Origin of the sequence: Nocardia jejuensis NBRC 103114 (genome assembly GCF_001613145.1) — a bacterium.
Taxonomy (GTDB): Bacteria; Actinomycetota; Actinomycetes; order Mycobacteriales; family Mycobacteriaceae; genus Nocardia; species Nocardia jejuensis.
In genome coordinates, this window is sequence record NZ_BDBU01000035.1 from 25,945 (window position 1) to 40,612 (window position 14,668).

11 protein-coding genes are annotated in these 14,668 nt (G+C 69.1%); all 11 read right to left on the reverse strand.

The features are described 5' to 3' along the window. Positions 1 to 90: 90 nt before the first annotated feature. The 11 genes from ftsZ to ftsL all read right to left on the reverse strand — a co-directional run bounded on the left by ftsZ (position 91) and on the right by ftsL (position 14,641). A complete protein-coding gene (gene ftsZ / locus NJ1_RS26455; RefSeq protein ID WP_067699150.1) occupies positions 91 to 1,374 on the reverse strand; it encodes a cell division protein FtsZ in 1,284 nt (427 codons plus the stop codon). Positions 1,375 to 1,707: 333 nt separating this feature from the next. After that, the gene (locus NJ1_RS26460) at positions 1,708 to 2,577 is read right to left on the reverse strand and encodes a cell division protein FtsQ/DivIB (RefSeq protein WP_339381104.1); all 870 of its coding nucleotides are present in this window, start codon (positions 2,575 to 2,577) and stop codon (positions 1,708 to 1,710) included. A gap of 6 nt (positions 2,578 to 2,583) precedes the next feature. After that, a complete protein-coding gene (murC, locus tag NJ1_RS26465) occupies positions 2,584 to 4,029 on the reverse strand; it encodes a UDP-N-acetylmuramate--L-alanine ligase (protein WP_067699350.1) in 1,446 nt (481 codons plus the stop codon). A 125-nt stretch (positions 4,030 to 4,154) separates the two neighbouring features. Continuing rightward, positions 4,155 to 4,460 carry a hypothetical protein gene (locus tag NJ1_RS26470; protein ID WP_067699152.1) on the reverse strand — a complete coding sequence of 102 codons (306 nt, stop codon included), beginning with the start codon at positions 4,458 to 4,460 and terminating at the stop codon, positions 4,155 to 4,157. A 2-nt stretch (positions 4,461 to 4,462) separates the two neighbouring features. Next, complete coding sequence (gene ftsW, locus NJ1_RS26475) at positions 4,463 to 5,968, reverse strand: putative lipid II flippase FtsW (RefSeq protein WP_067699154.1); 1,506 nt, start codon at positions 5,966 to 5,968, stop codon at positions 4,463 to 4,465. After that, positions 5,965 to 7,407: a UDP-N-acetylmuramoyl-L-alanine--D-glutamate ligase gene (gene murD, locus NJ1_RS26480; protein WP_067699156.1), complete on the reverse strand. Its 1,443-nt coding sequence runs from the start codon at positions 7,405 to 7,407 to the stop codon at positions 5,965 to 5,967. Before murD ends, ftsW begins: the two co-directional genes overlap by 4 nt. A 52-nt stretch (positions 7,408 to 7,459) precedes the next feature. Continuing rightward, complete coding sequence (mraY, locus tag NJ1_RS26485) at positions 7,460 to 8,536, reverse strand: phospho-N-acetylmuramoyl-pentapeptide-transferase (protein ID WP_067699158.1); 1,077 nt, start codon at positions 8,534 to 8,536, stop codon at positions 7,460 to 7,462. After that, positions 8,533 to 10,083, reverse strand: coding sequence for a UDP-N-acetylmuramoyl-tripeptide--D-alanyl-D-alanine ligase (locus tag NJ1_RS26490; protein ID WP_067699160.1), 1,551 nt, complete (start codon positions 10,081 to 10,083; stop codon positions 8,533 to 8,535). Before NJ1_RS26490 ends, mraY begins: the two co-directional genes overlap by 4 nt. Next, on the reverse strand, positions 10,080 to 11,861 hold the full coding sequence (locus tag NJ1_RS38400) for a UDP-N-acetylmuramoyl-L-alanyl-D-glutamate--2,6-diaminopimelate ligase (RefSeq protein ID WP_084478878.1): 1,782 nt from the start codon (positions 11,859 to 11,861) through the stop codon (positions 10,080 to 10,082). Before NJ1_RS38400 ends, NJ1_RS26490 begins: the two co-directional genes overlap by 4 nt. Before the next feature lie 192 nt (positions 11,862 to 12,053). After that, the gene (locus tag NJ1_RS26500) at positions 12,054 to 14,006 is read right to left on the reverse strand and encodes a peptidoglycan D,D-transpeptidase FtsI family protein (RefSeq protein ID WP_084478880.1); all 1,953 of its coding nucleotides are present in this window, start codon (positions 14,004 to 14,006) and stop codon (positions 12,054 to 12,056) included. Continuing rightward, positions 14,003 to 14,641 (reverse strand): cell division protein FtsL, encoded by a 639-nt coding sequence (gene ftsL / locus NJ1_RS26505; protein ID WP_067699164.1) that lies wholly within the window; start codon positions 14,639 to 14,641, stop codon positions 14,003 to 14,005. The genes NJ1_RS26500 and ftsL overlap by 4 nt, the downstream gene beginning before the upstream one ends. Between the last annotated feature and the right edge of the window lie 27 nt (positions 14,642 to 14,668).

Sequence of the window (14,668 nt, forward strand, 5' to 3'; positions counted from 1 at the left end):
GCCAGCACCGGCCGACAAACACAGCCCCGCCCGGCTCCCTGGGATCTGGGGCCGGGCGGGGCTGGTGTCGGTCGCCGGAACTACCGGCGGTTACCGGCGCTGCATGAAGGACGGCACGTCGACATCGTCGTCGTCGCCGTCGGGCGGCTGGATGTGGCTGCGGTTGTTGTGGGCGACCGTGGGGTCGACCGGGGCCGGGCGCTGGGGCTCGTAGGAGGGAGCCGGGCCGCGACCCGAGGAGGGCGGCGGGGTCTGCGCGACCGGAGCCGGAGCCGGGGCGGGCTCGACCGGACGCGGCGGGACCGGGTCCGGGGTGCGTGCGGTGGTGTATTCATTGGTGCGACCGACCTCGCCGGCGGTCGCACGAGCCGTGCCGAATGTGGATGTGCCGGTGCGGCCTACGGCAGGTTCGACACGACGGGCGGGACCGCTCCCGTCAAAACCCGCGGCGATCACAGTGACTCTCACCTCGTCGCCGAGAGAATCGTCGATGACCGTTCCGAAGATGATGTTGGCCTCGATGTGCGCGGCCTCCTGCACCAGCGAGGCCGCCTCGTTGATCTCGAACAGGCCGAGGTCCGACCCGCCCGCGATCGAGAGCAGCACGCCGTGCGCGCCGTCCATGGACGCTTCCAGCAGCGGCGAATTGATCGCGGATTCGGCGGCTTTCACCGACCGGCCCTCTCCCCTGGCCGACCCGATGCCCATGAGCGCCGATCCCGCGCCGGACATGACGGACTTGACGTCCGCGAAGTCGACGTTGATCAGGCCGGGGGTGGTGATCAGGTCGGTGATGCCCTGAACACCGTTGAGCAGCACCTCATCCGCCGAACGGAAGGCGTCCATGAGGCTGACCGCGGCGTCGCCGAGCTGCAGCAGCCGGTCGTTGGGGATGACGATCAGGGTGTCGCAGGATTCGCGCAGCGCCTGGATGCCGGCTTCGGCCTGGCCGCTGCGGCGCTTGCCCTCGAAGGAGAACGGCCGGGTGACGACACCGATGGTGAGCGCGCCGAGCTTGCGGGCGATCTGGGCGACGACCGGCGCGCCACCGGTACCGGTGCCACCACCCTCGCCCGCGGTGACGAAGACCATGTCGGCGCCCTTGAGCACCTCTTCGATCTCGTCCTTGTGGTCCTCGGCGGCCTTGCGGCCGACCTCGGGATCGGCGCCCGCGCCGAGGCCACGGGTCAGTTCACGGCCGACGTCGAGCTTGACGTCGGCATCACTCATCAGCAGAGCCTGCGCGTCGGTATTGACCGCGATGAACTCGACTCCCTTGAGTCCCTGTTCGATCATTCGGTTGACGGCATTCACGCCGCCGCCGCCGATACCGACGACCTTGATCACCGCAAGGTAGTTGTGCGGGGGCGTCATGGGCTCTCGCCTTCCTTTGATCCAAAACAGCTTCAGCGTCTTCGAATGCTTGTCCGCGCCGGTCCTTTGGTCTCGGGACGATAAACCCTCAACCATAGCTTCAGCGTTATGTCAAGTATCCGACTGGTGCGGAACGGTATTCGCAGCCACCGCGTTGCGGGCGCAGGCGCGCCGAAACGAGTGGCAGAATCTTGCGTGATTCACCTCGTCCGACCCACCTGGGCATCGTATCGTGGACGGTTGCCCTCCGGCGCCAATCGTGAAGTCCACGGTGGCGCCGACGGTGACATTCCGGCAAGCCGCCGAAAATTTCGGTGGCCCAATGGGTATCGCTCACTTTACCGTGACGAGATTCGGACTAGAAATGTCGAACACCTTGCCGGGCTGGGTGAGCAGGGGCAGAACCACCGCTGCTTTGCGCTGGGCGTCATTCGTTCCTCCCCACAGCACAGTACTGCCGTTCCGCAACTCGAGGGCTATATCCGAAACCGAGCGGGCCACAACCTCTCCCACCTGATCGCGCAGACCGAGAGGTACGGCGGCCATCACGGCCACCGCCGCGCGAGTCAGCGGATCCGCGCCGCCGGGATGCTCGGTCACCAATTTCGCCGCGCCGGGCGGCGGCGGCTCGATCGCGAATTCGACGCTGTCGGAATCGAGTAGATGCGGGCCCTCGGGGGAATCGAAATACAGCACGGCGACGCGCTCGTCCACCGTGACACGCACACTCGACGGGAAGACCCGTTGCACGCGCGCGGATCTGACCTTCGGCAGCTGGGCCACGTGCTCGGCCATGGCGGTGGTGTCCATGCGCATCATCGACAGGCCCTCGGGCACATCGAGAGCCGCCAGCACGTCGGACTCCGGGACCGCGACCAGACCGTCGATACGCACCGTGCGGACCGACAGGATCGGTGAGAAGTAGGCCACCAGGCCCAGAGCGAGCACGAGGACCAGGGCCACCGCGCCGCCGATGCGCACGCGCGGAGAGCGCCAGGCATCGCTCAGGCGCGATTGCTTCCCGGCGCGGCGGCCGCGGCGCAGACGCGCCAGCCGGGCCCGCCGCGCGGCCGCCGATTCCGGTGGCTCGGTGTCCTCGTCGAGACCGGTGTCCCTATCAAGACCGGCGTCCTGATCGAGACCGTCCTCCTCGATCCACTCCCGCGGATCATGCCCGTCGTCCGCTCCCCCGCCCCGGCTCACCCTCGCTCACCGCCCGTGTGAGGGTCGTGCCCGCAGCCCGTCGAGAATCTGGCTGCCGAGCATGGTCACGTCGCCGGCGCCCATGGTGATCACCACGTCGCCGGGTCGTGCGAGCGAGGCCACCTGACGGCCCACCTTCGACATATCGGGTTGGTAGTGCACGGGTTTGGTGACCGAGTTGGCCACCAGCGCACCGTTCACACCGGGCAGCGGTTCCTCGCGCGCGCCGAACACGTCCAGCACCACGACCTCGTCCGCGAGCGAGAGCGCGATGCCGAACTCGGTCGCGAAAGTGGCCGTGCGACTGTACAAATGCGGCTGGAAGACCACCAGCACCCGGCCCGGGCGTGAACGCGCCCCGTCACGGGCCTCCTGGGCGACCAGTTCCGCGGCGGCACTGAGCACCGCGCGCACCTCGGTCGGATGGTGGGCGTAGTCGTCGAAGACGCGCACGCCGTTCTCGCGGCCGGTGAGCTGGAAGCGGCGGTGGACGCCGCCGAAACCCTCGAGCCCCTGGATGATCTCGCCCATATCCGCACCGGCGGCGCGGGCCGCCAGCAGCGCGCCCAGCGCGTTCAGGGCCATGTGCCGGCCGGGAACCGACAGGCGCAGGGTGCGCGGAGCCGGTTCGTCAGAGAGCTGGAACACCGCGACGCCGCCGACGTCACGCGGCTCCCAGGACTCCATCCGGGCCCCGAAAGTGACGCCCGGCGTTGCGGACTCGCTCGAGCCGTAGCCGATCACCTCGATGCCGCGCGGATCGTCCGAGAGCCGGGCCACCGAGCGCTCGGCCAGCCCGCGTGAACCCGGATCGTCCAGGCACACCACCAGGCGGCCGCCGGGCTGCAGACGATCCACGAAGTCGTCGAAGACCTGGGTGTACGCCTCGTCGGTGCCGAAGTAGTCCAGGTGATCGGATTCGATATTGGTGACCACCGCGACGTCCGGCGCGTACTGCAGCAGCGAGCCGTCGCTCTCGTCGGCCTCGGCCACGAAGACACCGCCGGTGCCGTGATGGGCATTGGTGCCCGACTCGTTCAGCTCACCGCCGACCGCGAAGGACGGGTCGAACCCGCAGTGCTGCAACGCCACCACGAGCATGGAGGTGGTGGAGGTCTTACCGTGCGTGCCCGACACCAGCAGGGTCTTGTGGCCCTGCATGAGCGAGGCCAGCACGCCGGGACGCATCAGCACCGGGATGCCGCGCTCGTGCGCCGCCACCAGTTCCGGATTGGTCTTGGGGATGGCCGCGTAGGTGGTGACCACGGCGGTCGGGCCGCCCGGCAGCAGGTCCAGCGCGCCGGCGTCGTGACCGATGCGCACCTGCGCGCCGCGCGCGCGCAGGGCCAGCACGCCGCGACTCTCCTTGGCGTCCGAACCCGAGACCATGCCACCGCGTGAGAGCAGGATGCGCGCGATGCCGGACATACCGGCGCCGCCGATGCCGATCATGTGCACGCGCTGGAGCGATTCGGGCAGGTCGGTCTGCTGTGCCGGGTTGCCCGGGTCACCAACGGCCACAGGGTTTTCCGTGTCCACCGCGTTGTCGGTTCCCAGCTCGGTGTCCGCTGCGTCGGTCATCGGCTCGCCACCTCCGGCACGATTCGCGCCACCACCTCGGCAGCGCCACGGTGCTTCGCAGCAGCGCCACGGTGCTTCGCACCCGCTACCGCACGACCCGTTCGAGACACGATGTCAGCATCCATGAGCAGCGGTATCACCTCGTCGATCACAATTTTCGGAGTCAGCTCCGCGTCCGCAGCAATTCTGCCACCATTCGCGCCGACAACGGTCCGCGCGTCGAGTTCCTGTGTCACGGCCATGGCCGGCTCGATATGGCCAGGGCCACCGCCCGCCATGATCACCGAGAGCTGTCGCTCCACAGTCACCTCGAATTACCCCGTTCTCTCGAATGCTTCATCTGCTTGGCCGGGTAGCTGGGCTCCCATGCCCGGGTGCTGCGCCACGATTCGGTGGAGCGGCTGGTGGGCGCGCGCCGAGCCGAATCGGAATCGACCGCACGGCGCGAACCGCCGCCGCGGCCCGGATCCGAGGGCGGCAGGGCACGGCGTTTCTGTCCCGCTCCCATCGCACCGGCCTTCGGCTTGGGCTTGGGTTTGGCTTTCGCCTTCGCTTTGGCCCTGGCACGGGCGGCGTGCGCCCGTGCGGGGGAATACATCTCGGGTTTCGGCAGCCGCAGCATCCGGCTGAAGCGGCCGTCCTGCCCGGCATGCAGGGCCGCCACCGCCTCGGGCTCGTGCCGGGCGGCATTGGCGATGATGCCGAACATGAACAGGGTGATCGCGAGCGAGGAACCACCCGCGGACACCAGCGGCAGCTGCAGACCGGTCACCGGCAGCAGGCCCACCACGTAGCCGACGTTGATCAGCGCCTGACCGGTGATCCAGGTGGTGGCCGAGCCGGTCAGCAGGCGCAGGAACGGATCCACCGAGCGGGTCGCGATCCGCAGGCCGGTGTAGACGAACAGCGCGAAAAGCCCCAGCACCAGCGCACATCCGAGGAATCCGAGCTCCTCGCCGATGATGGCGAAGATGAAGTCGTTGTGCGCGTTGGGAAGATAACTCCACTTGGCTCTGGACTGCCCCAGTCCGCGTCCCCAGATACCGCCGTCCGCAAGCGAGTACAGCGCCTGGCGCGCCTGATACCCGACGCCCTGGGGATCGTCACCGGGGCTGAAGAAGGCGCGCATGCGGTCCGAGCGATAGCCCGCGGACAGCGCCAGGATTCCCGCCGCCACACCGCCGGACACCGCGATGGTGACGAACATGCGCAGCGGCAGCCCACCGAACCACAGCAGCGAGGTCAGCACGATGCCCAGTGCGATGGTGGTGGACAGGTTGGGCTCGAGGATGACCAGCGCGCACACCAGCAGGCCCACCGGGACCAGCGGCATCAGGATGTCCTTGTACCCGGCCTTCTCCGACTGGCGCGAGGCCAGCAGGTGCGCGCCCCACACCACCAGGGTCACCTTGGCGATCTCGGACGGCTGCACCGAGACCACGCCCAGGTCGAACCAGCGGCGCGAACCCTGCACCTTGGTGCCGATACCGGGAATCAGCACCAGTACCAACAGGATCAGCGAGACCACGAAGACCGGGAACGACAGCTGCCGCATCACCCGCATCGGAATCCGCAGCGCGATATAGAAGAGCACCGCGCCGAACCCCGCCAGCACCGCCTGCTGAATGAACAGCGAATACGCGGATTTGCCGACGGCATAGGACTCCACGCTGGAGGCCGAGAGCACCATCACCAGTCCCAGGACGGTCAGCAGTACGGCGATGGCGACCACGAGGTGGAACGACGCGAGCGGGCGGGCGAGCCATGCTCCGAACCATCCGGTCCGGACCCGTCGCGTCGGCACCGTCATTCCGATCTCCCGATGTCCTTCTCGTCCAGGGCCTGTACCGCCGCCGCGAAACTCCGGCCGCGGTGGGTGTAGTCGGCGAACATGTCCAGCGAAGCCGCGGCCGGAGCCAGCAGCACGGTGTCACCACGCTGAGCGAAACCGGCGGCCACATGCACCGCCCGAGCCATCACCGCGTCGGGCTCGGTGCCGGTGACGGGAACACCCATCACTGCATCGTCCCCCGAACCGAGCTCCACGACCGGGACATCCGGGGCGTGTCGCGCGAGTGCGGCGGCGATCACGGCGGCGTCGACGCCGAAAAGCACTGCGCCGACCAGATGCTCGCGCACCTCCTCCACCAGATCCTCCACGCTCGCGCCCTTGAGCTGACCACCGGCCACCCACACCACCTGCGGATGCGCCAGGATCGACGAGCGCGCGGCATGCGGATTGGTGGCCTTGGAGTCGTCCACGAACGCGACGCCGCCCAGCTCGCGCACGAACGCGGCGCGATGCGGGCCGACCTTGTGCTCCTGCAGGCCCTCCTTCACGAACTGCGGGGCCACGTCGATGGATCGGGTGAGCGCGGCCGCGGCCAGCGCGTCGGCCACTCCGGCCGGACCCTGCGGGCTGATATCGCCCACCTCGGCCAGGATGGCGGCTTTGGTGAAGGCGCGATCGAGCAGCTTGCCGTCCACCACGCCGAGTTCACCGTCGGCCGGGACGCCGATGCGGAAGCCGACGGTGCGGCGCGCCTTGGACTTTCGCGCCAGCGCGGACGCCACCTGATCGTCCAGGCCGACGACGCCGACCCGTCCGGTGAGAGCGCGCGCCTTGGCCGCGGCGTAGGCGTCCAGGCCGCCGTGCCAATCCAGGTGATCCTCGGCGACATTGAGCACCACGCCCGCCTCGGGTCGCACCGAGGGAGCCCAATGCAGTTGGAACGACGAGAGTTCCACGGCCAGCACCTGCGGGCCGGGGCTGCGGCGCAGCGCGTCCAGGATCGGCAGGCCGATATTGCCGCAGGCCACGCTGGGAATCCCGGCGGCGCGCAGAATCGAGTGCGTCATCTGGGTGGTGGTGGTCTTGCCGTTGGTGCCGGTCACCACCAGCCACTTGCGGACCGGGCCGTAGATGCGGGCCTGATCGACCCACCAGGCGAACTCGACGTCGCCCCACACCGGAATGCCCTCGGTGACAGCCGAAGCCAGCACCGGGGAGTCCGGCCGCCAGCCCGGGCTGGTGATCACCAGCGCGAACCGTGCGAGCGCGCCGTGCTCGAGCAGGTCGCCGGAAGTGGCTGTGGGCAAACCGAGTTCGGCCGCCTCGGCCAGCGCTTTCTGACCGGCGTCGGTCACCACCGGACGGGCGCCGATGTCCTGCAGCGGCTCGATCAGCGAGCGCCCGGACACCCCCCATCCGGCGACGAGAACGTCACGGCCGCGCAGGAATTCGAGCATGGGTCCGGGAGAACGCAGAACCCTGGGGGAATGCTGTGAATGTTCCATTGGATCACCCGACCGCGGAGAGGTATTCGCTGTAGAACAGGCCCAGACCGGTCGCCGACGCCATGCCGGCGAGTAGCCAGAACCGTATGATCACAGTGGTTTCGGCCCATCCGCTCAATTCGAAGTGGTGATGGAACGGCGCCATCTTGAACAATCGGTTGCGCGTAGTACGGAAAACGGCCACCTGCAACACTACCGAGGCCGCCTCGGCCACGAACAGCGCACCCAGCACGACCATGAGCAGCTCGGTGCGAGTGGTGATGGACAGGCCCGCGAGCAGACCGCCCAGCGCCAGCGAACCGGTATCGCCCATGAAGATCTTGGCGGGCGCGGCATTCCACCACAGGAAGCCGATACAGGCCGCGCCACCGGCGGCGCACACCAGCGCCAGATCCAGCGGATCGCGCACGTTGTAGCAGCCCGCCTCCGGATGGGTGGAGCACGCGTTGCGCCACTGCCAGAAGGTGATGATCATGTACGCGCCCAGCACCAGGCTGATGGAACCGGCCGCCAGCCCGTCCAGGCCGTCGGTCAGGTTCACCGCGTTGGACCACGCCACCACCAGCAGCGAGACGAACAGCAGGAAGATGATCGAGCCCATCGACACCGTGGCGATATCGCGGGTGTAGGACAGGTGATCGCTGGCCGGGGTGAGCCCGTTCGCGCCGCGGAACTGCAATGCCAGCACGCCGAACACGATGGCGGCGGTCAGCTGGCCGATGTACTTGCCCGCGGCGGTCAGACCCAGATTGCGCTGCTTGCGCAGCTTGATCATGTCGTCCAGGAAGCCGACCGCGCCCAGCGCGGTGGCCAGGCCCATCACCAGCAGACCCGACGCGGACGGTCCGGCCTCGCCGTAGCTCATGCTGATCAGGTGCGAGCCCAGGTAACCGGCCCACATGCCGATCAGGATGGCGACGCCGCCCATGGTGGGGGTGCCGCGCTTGGCCTTGTGGCTCTCCGGGCCGTCGACCCGGATCTCCTGGCCGAAGCCCTGACGAGCGAACCAGCTGATCACCGCGGGCGTCAGCAGAATGGATACAGCGAGCGCGATGGCCGCCGACAAAAGAATCTGGGTCATCGCGCGGCCTCCTGCTCCGCACCGACATGCTCATCAGCGTTGATCGAATGCTCATCGGCGGTGCCGATCAAATGCTCTGCCACGGCCCACAGTCCGACCGATTTGGACGCCTTCACCAGCACCACGTCACCCGGTTCCAGTTCCTCGTCCAGCAGCTCGATGGCCGCGGCGATATCGGGCACGTGCACTGCCTCTTCACCCCAGGAACCTTCCTGCACGGTGCCCTGGAACAGGGCGCGCACCGGACGGCCGGCACCCACGACGATGAGCCGGTCCACATCCAGGCGCACCACGAGCCGGCCGATCCGGTCGTGCTCGAGCACGGATTCCTCACCGAGCTCGCCCATTTCGCCGAGCACGGCCCAGCTGCGACGGCGATCGATCTCGCGACCGGTGCCGTCGGTGCCGCCGGCGCGCGACATGGTGACCAGCGCCTTGAGTGCGGCGCGCACCGAATCGGGGTTGGCGTTGTAGGAGTCGTTCACGACGGTCACGCCGTCGGCGCGGGTCCGCACGTCCATGCGGCGGGCCGAGACGGCGGTCGCGCCTTCGAGCGCCTCGGCCACGGTCTCCAGATCCGCGCCGCAGTCCAGCGCCACCGCGGCGGCGGAGAGGGCATTGCCGACCTGGTGCTCGCCGTGCACGGCCAGCTGGATCTCGATGCTGGAGCCGTTGTGGTGCATGGTGAATCGCGCGCGGGCCTGCTCGTCCATCCGCACGTTCGAGGCGCGCAGATCCGCGTTCGCGTTCACCCCGACCGTCACCACGCGCGCCCGGGTGCGCGAGGCCATCTTCGCGACCAGGTGATCGTCGAGGTTGATCACCGCCAGCCCGGAGGCCGGAAGCGCTTCCACCAGTTCACCTTTGGTCTGCGCGATGACTTCCTGACTGCCGAACTCGCCCAGATGCGCGGTGCCGACATTGAGCACGACGCCGACGGCGGGCGGGGCGACCTCGGTGAGCGCCCGAATGTGTCCGGGGCCGCGCGCGGAAAGCTCCAGCACCAGGAAGCGGGTGTCCGCGTCGGCGCGCAACGCCGTCCACGGGTGGCCGATCTCGTTGTTGAACGAACCGGGCGGGGCCACCACCGTTCCCAGCGGGGCCAGCACGGCGGCCAGCAGATCCTTGGTGGAGGTCTTGCCCGACGAGCCGGTCACGCCGACCACGGTCAGGCCACCGGCCGCGGTGAGGCGATCGACGGCCGCGCGCGCCAGCTTGGCCAGCGCGTGCAGCACCGCCGCACCGGATCCGTCGGTGTCGTGGGCCAGCGCCATGGCGCGGGTGTTGCCGAGCCGGGGCTCGACCACGATGGCGGCGACGCCGACCGGCCGCGCCGCCAGCACCGCTACCGCGCCCTGCGCGATCGCCTTCTCCGCGAAGGTGTGGCCGTCCACGCGCTCACCCGGCAGCGCCAGGAAGAGGTCACCGGAACCGATTGCGCGCGAATCGAACTCGACCGCACCGGTCACCTTCGCCTCGGGGTCGGGGACGTCGTGGAGCGTGCCGCCCACGATGTCCGCGATCTCCCGCAAAGTCATCTCGATCATGAATGCGTCAGGTCCCTCGTCTTTCGCGACAGAGCTGCGACGAGCACCTCGCGGTCGTCGAACGGATGCTTCACGCCTGAAATCTCCTGCCCTGTCTCATGTCCCTTGCCCGCGACCAGCACGACGTCACCGGGTTGTGCCCAGTCGACGGCTGCCTCGATCGCGGCTGCCCGGTCCCCGACTTCCCGGACCTCTCCGCGTTGATCCGCCGGAACCCGCTCGGCTCCGGTCCGGACCGCGGCACGGATGACCGCCGGATCCTCACTGCGTGGATTGTCGTCGGTGATGATCAGCAGGTCGGCGCCGCGCGCCGCGGCCGCGCCCATCAGGGGGCGCTTGCCGGCATCGCGATCACCACCGGCACCGACCACCACCGCGAGCCTGCCGTGTCCCTGCTCGGCGAGCAGGGCGCGCAGGGTGACCACCACCGATTCGATGGCGGCGGGCTTGTGCGCGTAGTCGACCACGGCCAGGAAATCCTGACCCCGATCCACGCGCTGCATGCGGCCGGGCACATCGACCTCGGCCAGCGCGGCCGCGACGACGGCCGGATCCGCGCCCGCGGCCTGGCACACGGCGATGGCCAGCGAGGCGTTCGCGACGTTGTAATTGCCCGGAAGACGCAGGCGCACATCGAAACTCGCCTCGAGGCCGGACTCGGTGAACTCCTCGAGCGTGAACTCCTGGATGCCGCTGGGGCGCGCGGTCGCGGGACCGGCGAGCCAGCTCGCCCGATGCTCGGGCGAGGTGCTCACGGTGATGAGACGGCCGTGCGGAACAGGGGGCGCGGAGTCCGGCGCGAGGTAGCGAGAGCCGTTCGCGGAGTCGGCCAGGATCTCGCCGCGCAAGCGGCGGCCCCACGCGTCGTCGACGCAGATCACGGCCGTGTACGCGGCGGTGAACGGCTGTGGCGCGGCGGCGGAGTGCCCAGCGGCGGCATCGTCGACCTGCGGCGCGGCGTCCGCGGACCGCATCTCACCGGCGGCGGACACACTGTCGGCGATCGCCGGCGAATGATCGGGAATGAACAGCCTGCGCTTGGCGGCGTAGTAGTCCTCGAAGTCCTTGTGGAAGTCGAGGTGGTCCTGCGACAGGTTGGTGAACGCGCCCACCTCGAATTGCACGCCGTCCACGCGGCCCAGGGCCAGCGCGTGGCTGGAGACCTCCATGACCACAGCGTTCACGCCCTGCTCGACCATCACCGCGAAAAGCGCGTGCAGCTGCGGGGCCTCGGGGGTGGTCAGCGCCGAGGGCACGTGGACGCCGCCGATGCGGGTCTCGATGGTGCCGAGCAGCGCGGTGCGGAAGCCGGCCGCGGCCAGACCGGTCTCCACCAGATACGAGGTGGTGGTCTTGCCGGAGGTGCCGGTGATACCGATGATGCGCAGTTTGCGCGACGGATCGCCGTACAGGGCCGAGGACAGCTTGCCGAGCACCGACCGCGGCGCGGCGTGCACCAGCACGGGGACCTCGACCTCGCCGATCAGGTCCGCTCCGGCCTGATCGGTGAAGATCGCGACCGCGCCGCGGGCCACCGCGTCGTGCGCGAAACGAGCACCGTGCGAATGCGATCCGGCCAACCCCGTGAACAGGTCACCGGGCTGGATCTCGCCGGAACGCTGCTCGATGCCGGTGACCTGCACGGACTCGAACGCTGCGCCAAGAGTGGGCGTCGCGCCCCCACCGACAATGGGCGTCGCGCCCGTCAGCTCGGCCACCGTGCGCAGAGTGGTCACCGGCGGTACAGCGGGCCGTAGTACCTGCGACTGCGCGGGCACGAAGCTCCTTCCAGGACTGTGGTCGTGTGCGGGTTGATCCGAAGGATCCGGTACGCGCCTACGGGGCGCTGTCGCGGATCGACGAGTCAGGTTACCTGTGTTCGATCGGCGGGCGATCGGCACGGCGCAGTTCGGTCACCCGCCGCCATCCGAGCAGACAGCGGCGTGTGTCACGTTCATTCGATCCCTGCTCTAACTCGCCTGCAGAATCAGCGGTTTCGCGGGCGGTGACGGCGGCACCCGATCGCGCTGCAACGCCCAGGAGGCGATGCTGTGGAACAGCGGCGCGACTGATCCACCGCCGCTGCCGTCGGAGCTGCGGACCGGCGCGTCGAGCATCATGCCGATCACATAGCGCGGATTGTCGGCGGGAGCCATACCGGCGAAGGTGATCCAGTAGCGGTCGGCCGAATAGCAGTGGCATTTCTCGTCGATCTGCTGTGCGGTGCCGGTCTTGCCCGCCACCTGATAGCCCTCGATCGCGGCGGGACTGCCGGTGCCGGTCTGCACGCCGCGCGGATCCTTCTGCACCACCGACTGGAACATCTCGCGCAGCGTCTGCGCGGTCTGCGGGCTCACCACCCGGACCGGATCCGGCTGCTCCTCGTCGGTGCGGGTGCCGTCCGGGGCGATCTTGGCCTTCACGATGCGCGGCGGAATCCGCACACCGTCATTGGCGACGGCCTGGTACATGGCCGTCATCTGCAGGGTCGTCATCGAAAGACCCTGTCCGATGGGCAGGTTCGCGAAGGTCGAGCCGGACCACTGATCACGCGAGGGCAGCACGCCCGAGCTCTCGCCCGGCAGGCCGACACCCGTGCGCTGGCCGAGGCCGAACTTCTGGAGCATGTCGAAGTAGCGATCCTCGCCGATGCGCTGCGCCAGCATCAGCGTGCCCACGTTCGAGGACTTACCGAAGACACCCGTCGTGGTGTACGGGGCGACGCCGTGCTCCCAGGCATCGTGCACGGTCACCCCGCCCAGGTAGATGCTGCCGGGAACCTGCAGCACCTCGTCGGGGGTGGTGAGGCCGTATTCGATGGCGGCGGCCGCGGTGACGATCTTGTTCACCGAACCCGGCTCGTACACCTCCTGCACGGACGGGTTGCCCAGATCCGAGGCGGACCAATACTGCGGGCCCAGTTGCGGATTGAAGGTCTTGTCGTTGGCCATGGCCAGCACCTGACCGGTGTGCGCGTCCAGCACCACCGCCGAGGCGGCCTGCGCGCCGGACAGATCCTTGGCCTGCTGCACCTGCTGCTGCACGTAGTACTGCAGATCCTGATCCAGGGTCAGCTCGACGCCGTACCCGTTCACGGCCGGCTGCTGATCACGCCACGAACCCGGGATCACCGCGCCGTCCGAGCCGCGGTCGTAGGTCATCGAACCGTCCGAACCGGCCAGGATCGAATCCATCGAGGACTCCAGGCCGATCTGACCGTGCCCGTCCCAGCCGGTCGCGCCGATCACGTTGGCGGCCAGCGAACCTCCGGGGTACTGGCGCATATCCTTGCGCTCGGAACCCACCTCGGGGAACTTCAGGCTGATGTCGTCGGCGACCCGGGGATCCACATTGCGCGCCAGGTAGACGAAGGGCTCGTCGCTGCGCAGCTTGGTCAGCAGATCCTTCTCCGGCGCGGCGTTGCCGAGTTTCTCGTGGATGTACTTGGCGATCGCCTGCAAGCGGTCGTCCGGCTCGGGCGCGGAGGACTTCTTCTCGTGCGCGTCGGCCAGATCCTTGCGGACCTTGATCGGCTGGAAGTTCAGTTCCTTCGCGGCGATGGTGAAGGCCAGCGAATTGCCGTACCGATCCAGGACCGACCCGCGAGTGGCCAGTTCCGGCAGCTTCACCGTGCGCTGATCGGCGGCCTGCGCGGACAGTGTCGGCGCGGAAAAGCTTTGGATCCAGAGCAATTGGATGGCCGTGACCAGCAGTGCGGCCAGCATGACCACACGGCCGACGCCGAAGCGGAAGCGAGTGCCGGCATCCAGACCGGGCGTGGGCCGCGGCCGCGATTGCCGTCCCGGCCCGGAACTCGCGCGGCCGACGCCGGACCGGCTCCGACCGGAGGCGGCGCGCCCCCGGGCGGACTCGGTCCGGCCCCGACCGGAGTCGCGACCGCCCGCCGCGCGGGAAGGACTCATCGAGGCGCTCCGTTCGCCTGCACCGCCGGAGCCTCCGGGGCATGTGCCGGGGTGGTGGGCGGTTTCGGCGTGGTGGTCACCGGGACCGGGCGCTCACCCTGACCCGGCACCGCCTTCGGCTGCGCGGGCGCGGTGGACGGGGTGGTGTTCAACGGCGCGGCGGGCAGGCCCTGCGCCGGAAGCGGATTGCCGACCACGGTCACCTCACCGTCCGGGCCGATCACCAGACGGGCGGGATCCTTGGCCGGGATCATTCCCAGTTCGGCTGCGCGCTGTGCCAATTCGGGCGCGGAGTCCGCGGCCGCGACCTCGCGCTGCAGCGCGTCACGCTCGTCCGAGAGCCGCTGATTGACCCGGCGCGCATCACCGAGGTTGTAGCTGTCCTCGGTGGCCCGGGTGGTCAGCAGCAGGGTCACGGCCAGACCACAGCCCAGCAGGGCGATGATGGTGGCCACGAACGACATTCGGCCGCGCGGCGCGCCGTCGGCGCTCCGGCGCAGCATGGCCGGGATATCGGTGGCGCCCTCCCGGCTGCGGCGCCGCGCGTAGGCGCGTTTCGCCGCGCCGGACTTCACCTTGTCCGCCGCCTGCACCCGGCGAGCCCCCCGGCCCGTCGACTGTTTCTGGATCGTCATAGCGCGACCCCGATCCCACGGGGACTC

Excerpts from the sequence above, each read along its gene's own strand:
- ftsZ (WP_067699150.1), bottom strand. The coding sequence starts at position 1,374 with ATGACGCCCCCGCACAACTACCTTGCGGTGATCAAGGTCGTCGGTATC.
- murC (WP_067699350.1), bottom strand. The coding sequence starts at position 4,029 with ATGATCGGCATCGGCGGCGCCGGTATGTCCGGCATCGCGCGCATCCTG.
- ftsW (WP_067699154.1), bottom strand. The coding sequence starts at position 5,968 with ATGACGGTGCCGACGCGACGGGTCCGGACCGGATGGTTCGGAGCATGG.
- murD (WP_067699156.1), bottom strand. The coding sequence starts at position 7,407 with ATGCTCGAATTCCTGCGCGGCCGTGACGTTCTCGTCGCCGGATGGGGG.
- mraY (WP_067699158.1), bottom strand. The coding sequence starts at position 8,536 with ATGACCCAGATTCTTTTGTCGGCGGCCATCGCGCTCGCTGTATCCATT.
- NJ1_RS26490 (WP_067699160.1), bottom strand. The coding sequence starts at position 10,083 with ATGATCGAGATGACTTTGCGGGAGATCGCGGACATCGTGGGCGGCACG.
- NJ1_RS26500 (WP_084478880.1), bottom strand. The coding sequence starts at position 14,006 with ATGAGTCCTTCCCGCGCGGCGGGCGGTCGCGACTCCGGTCGGGGCCGG.
- ftsL (WP_067699164.1), bottom strand. The coding sequence starts at position 14,641 with ATGACGATCCAGAAACAGTCGACGGGCCGGGGGGCTCGCCGGGTGCAG.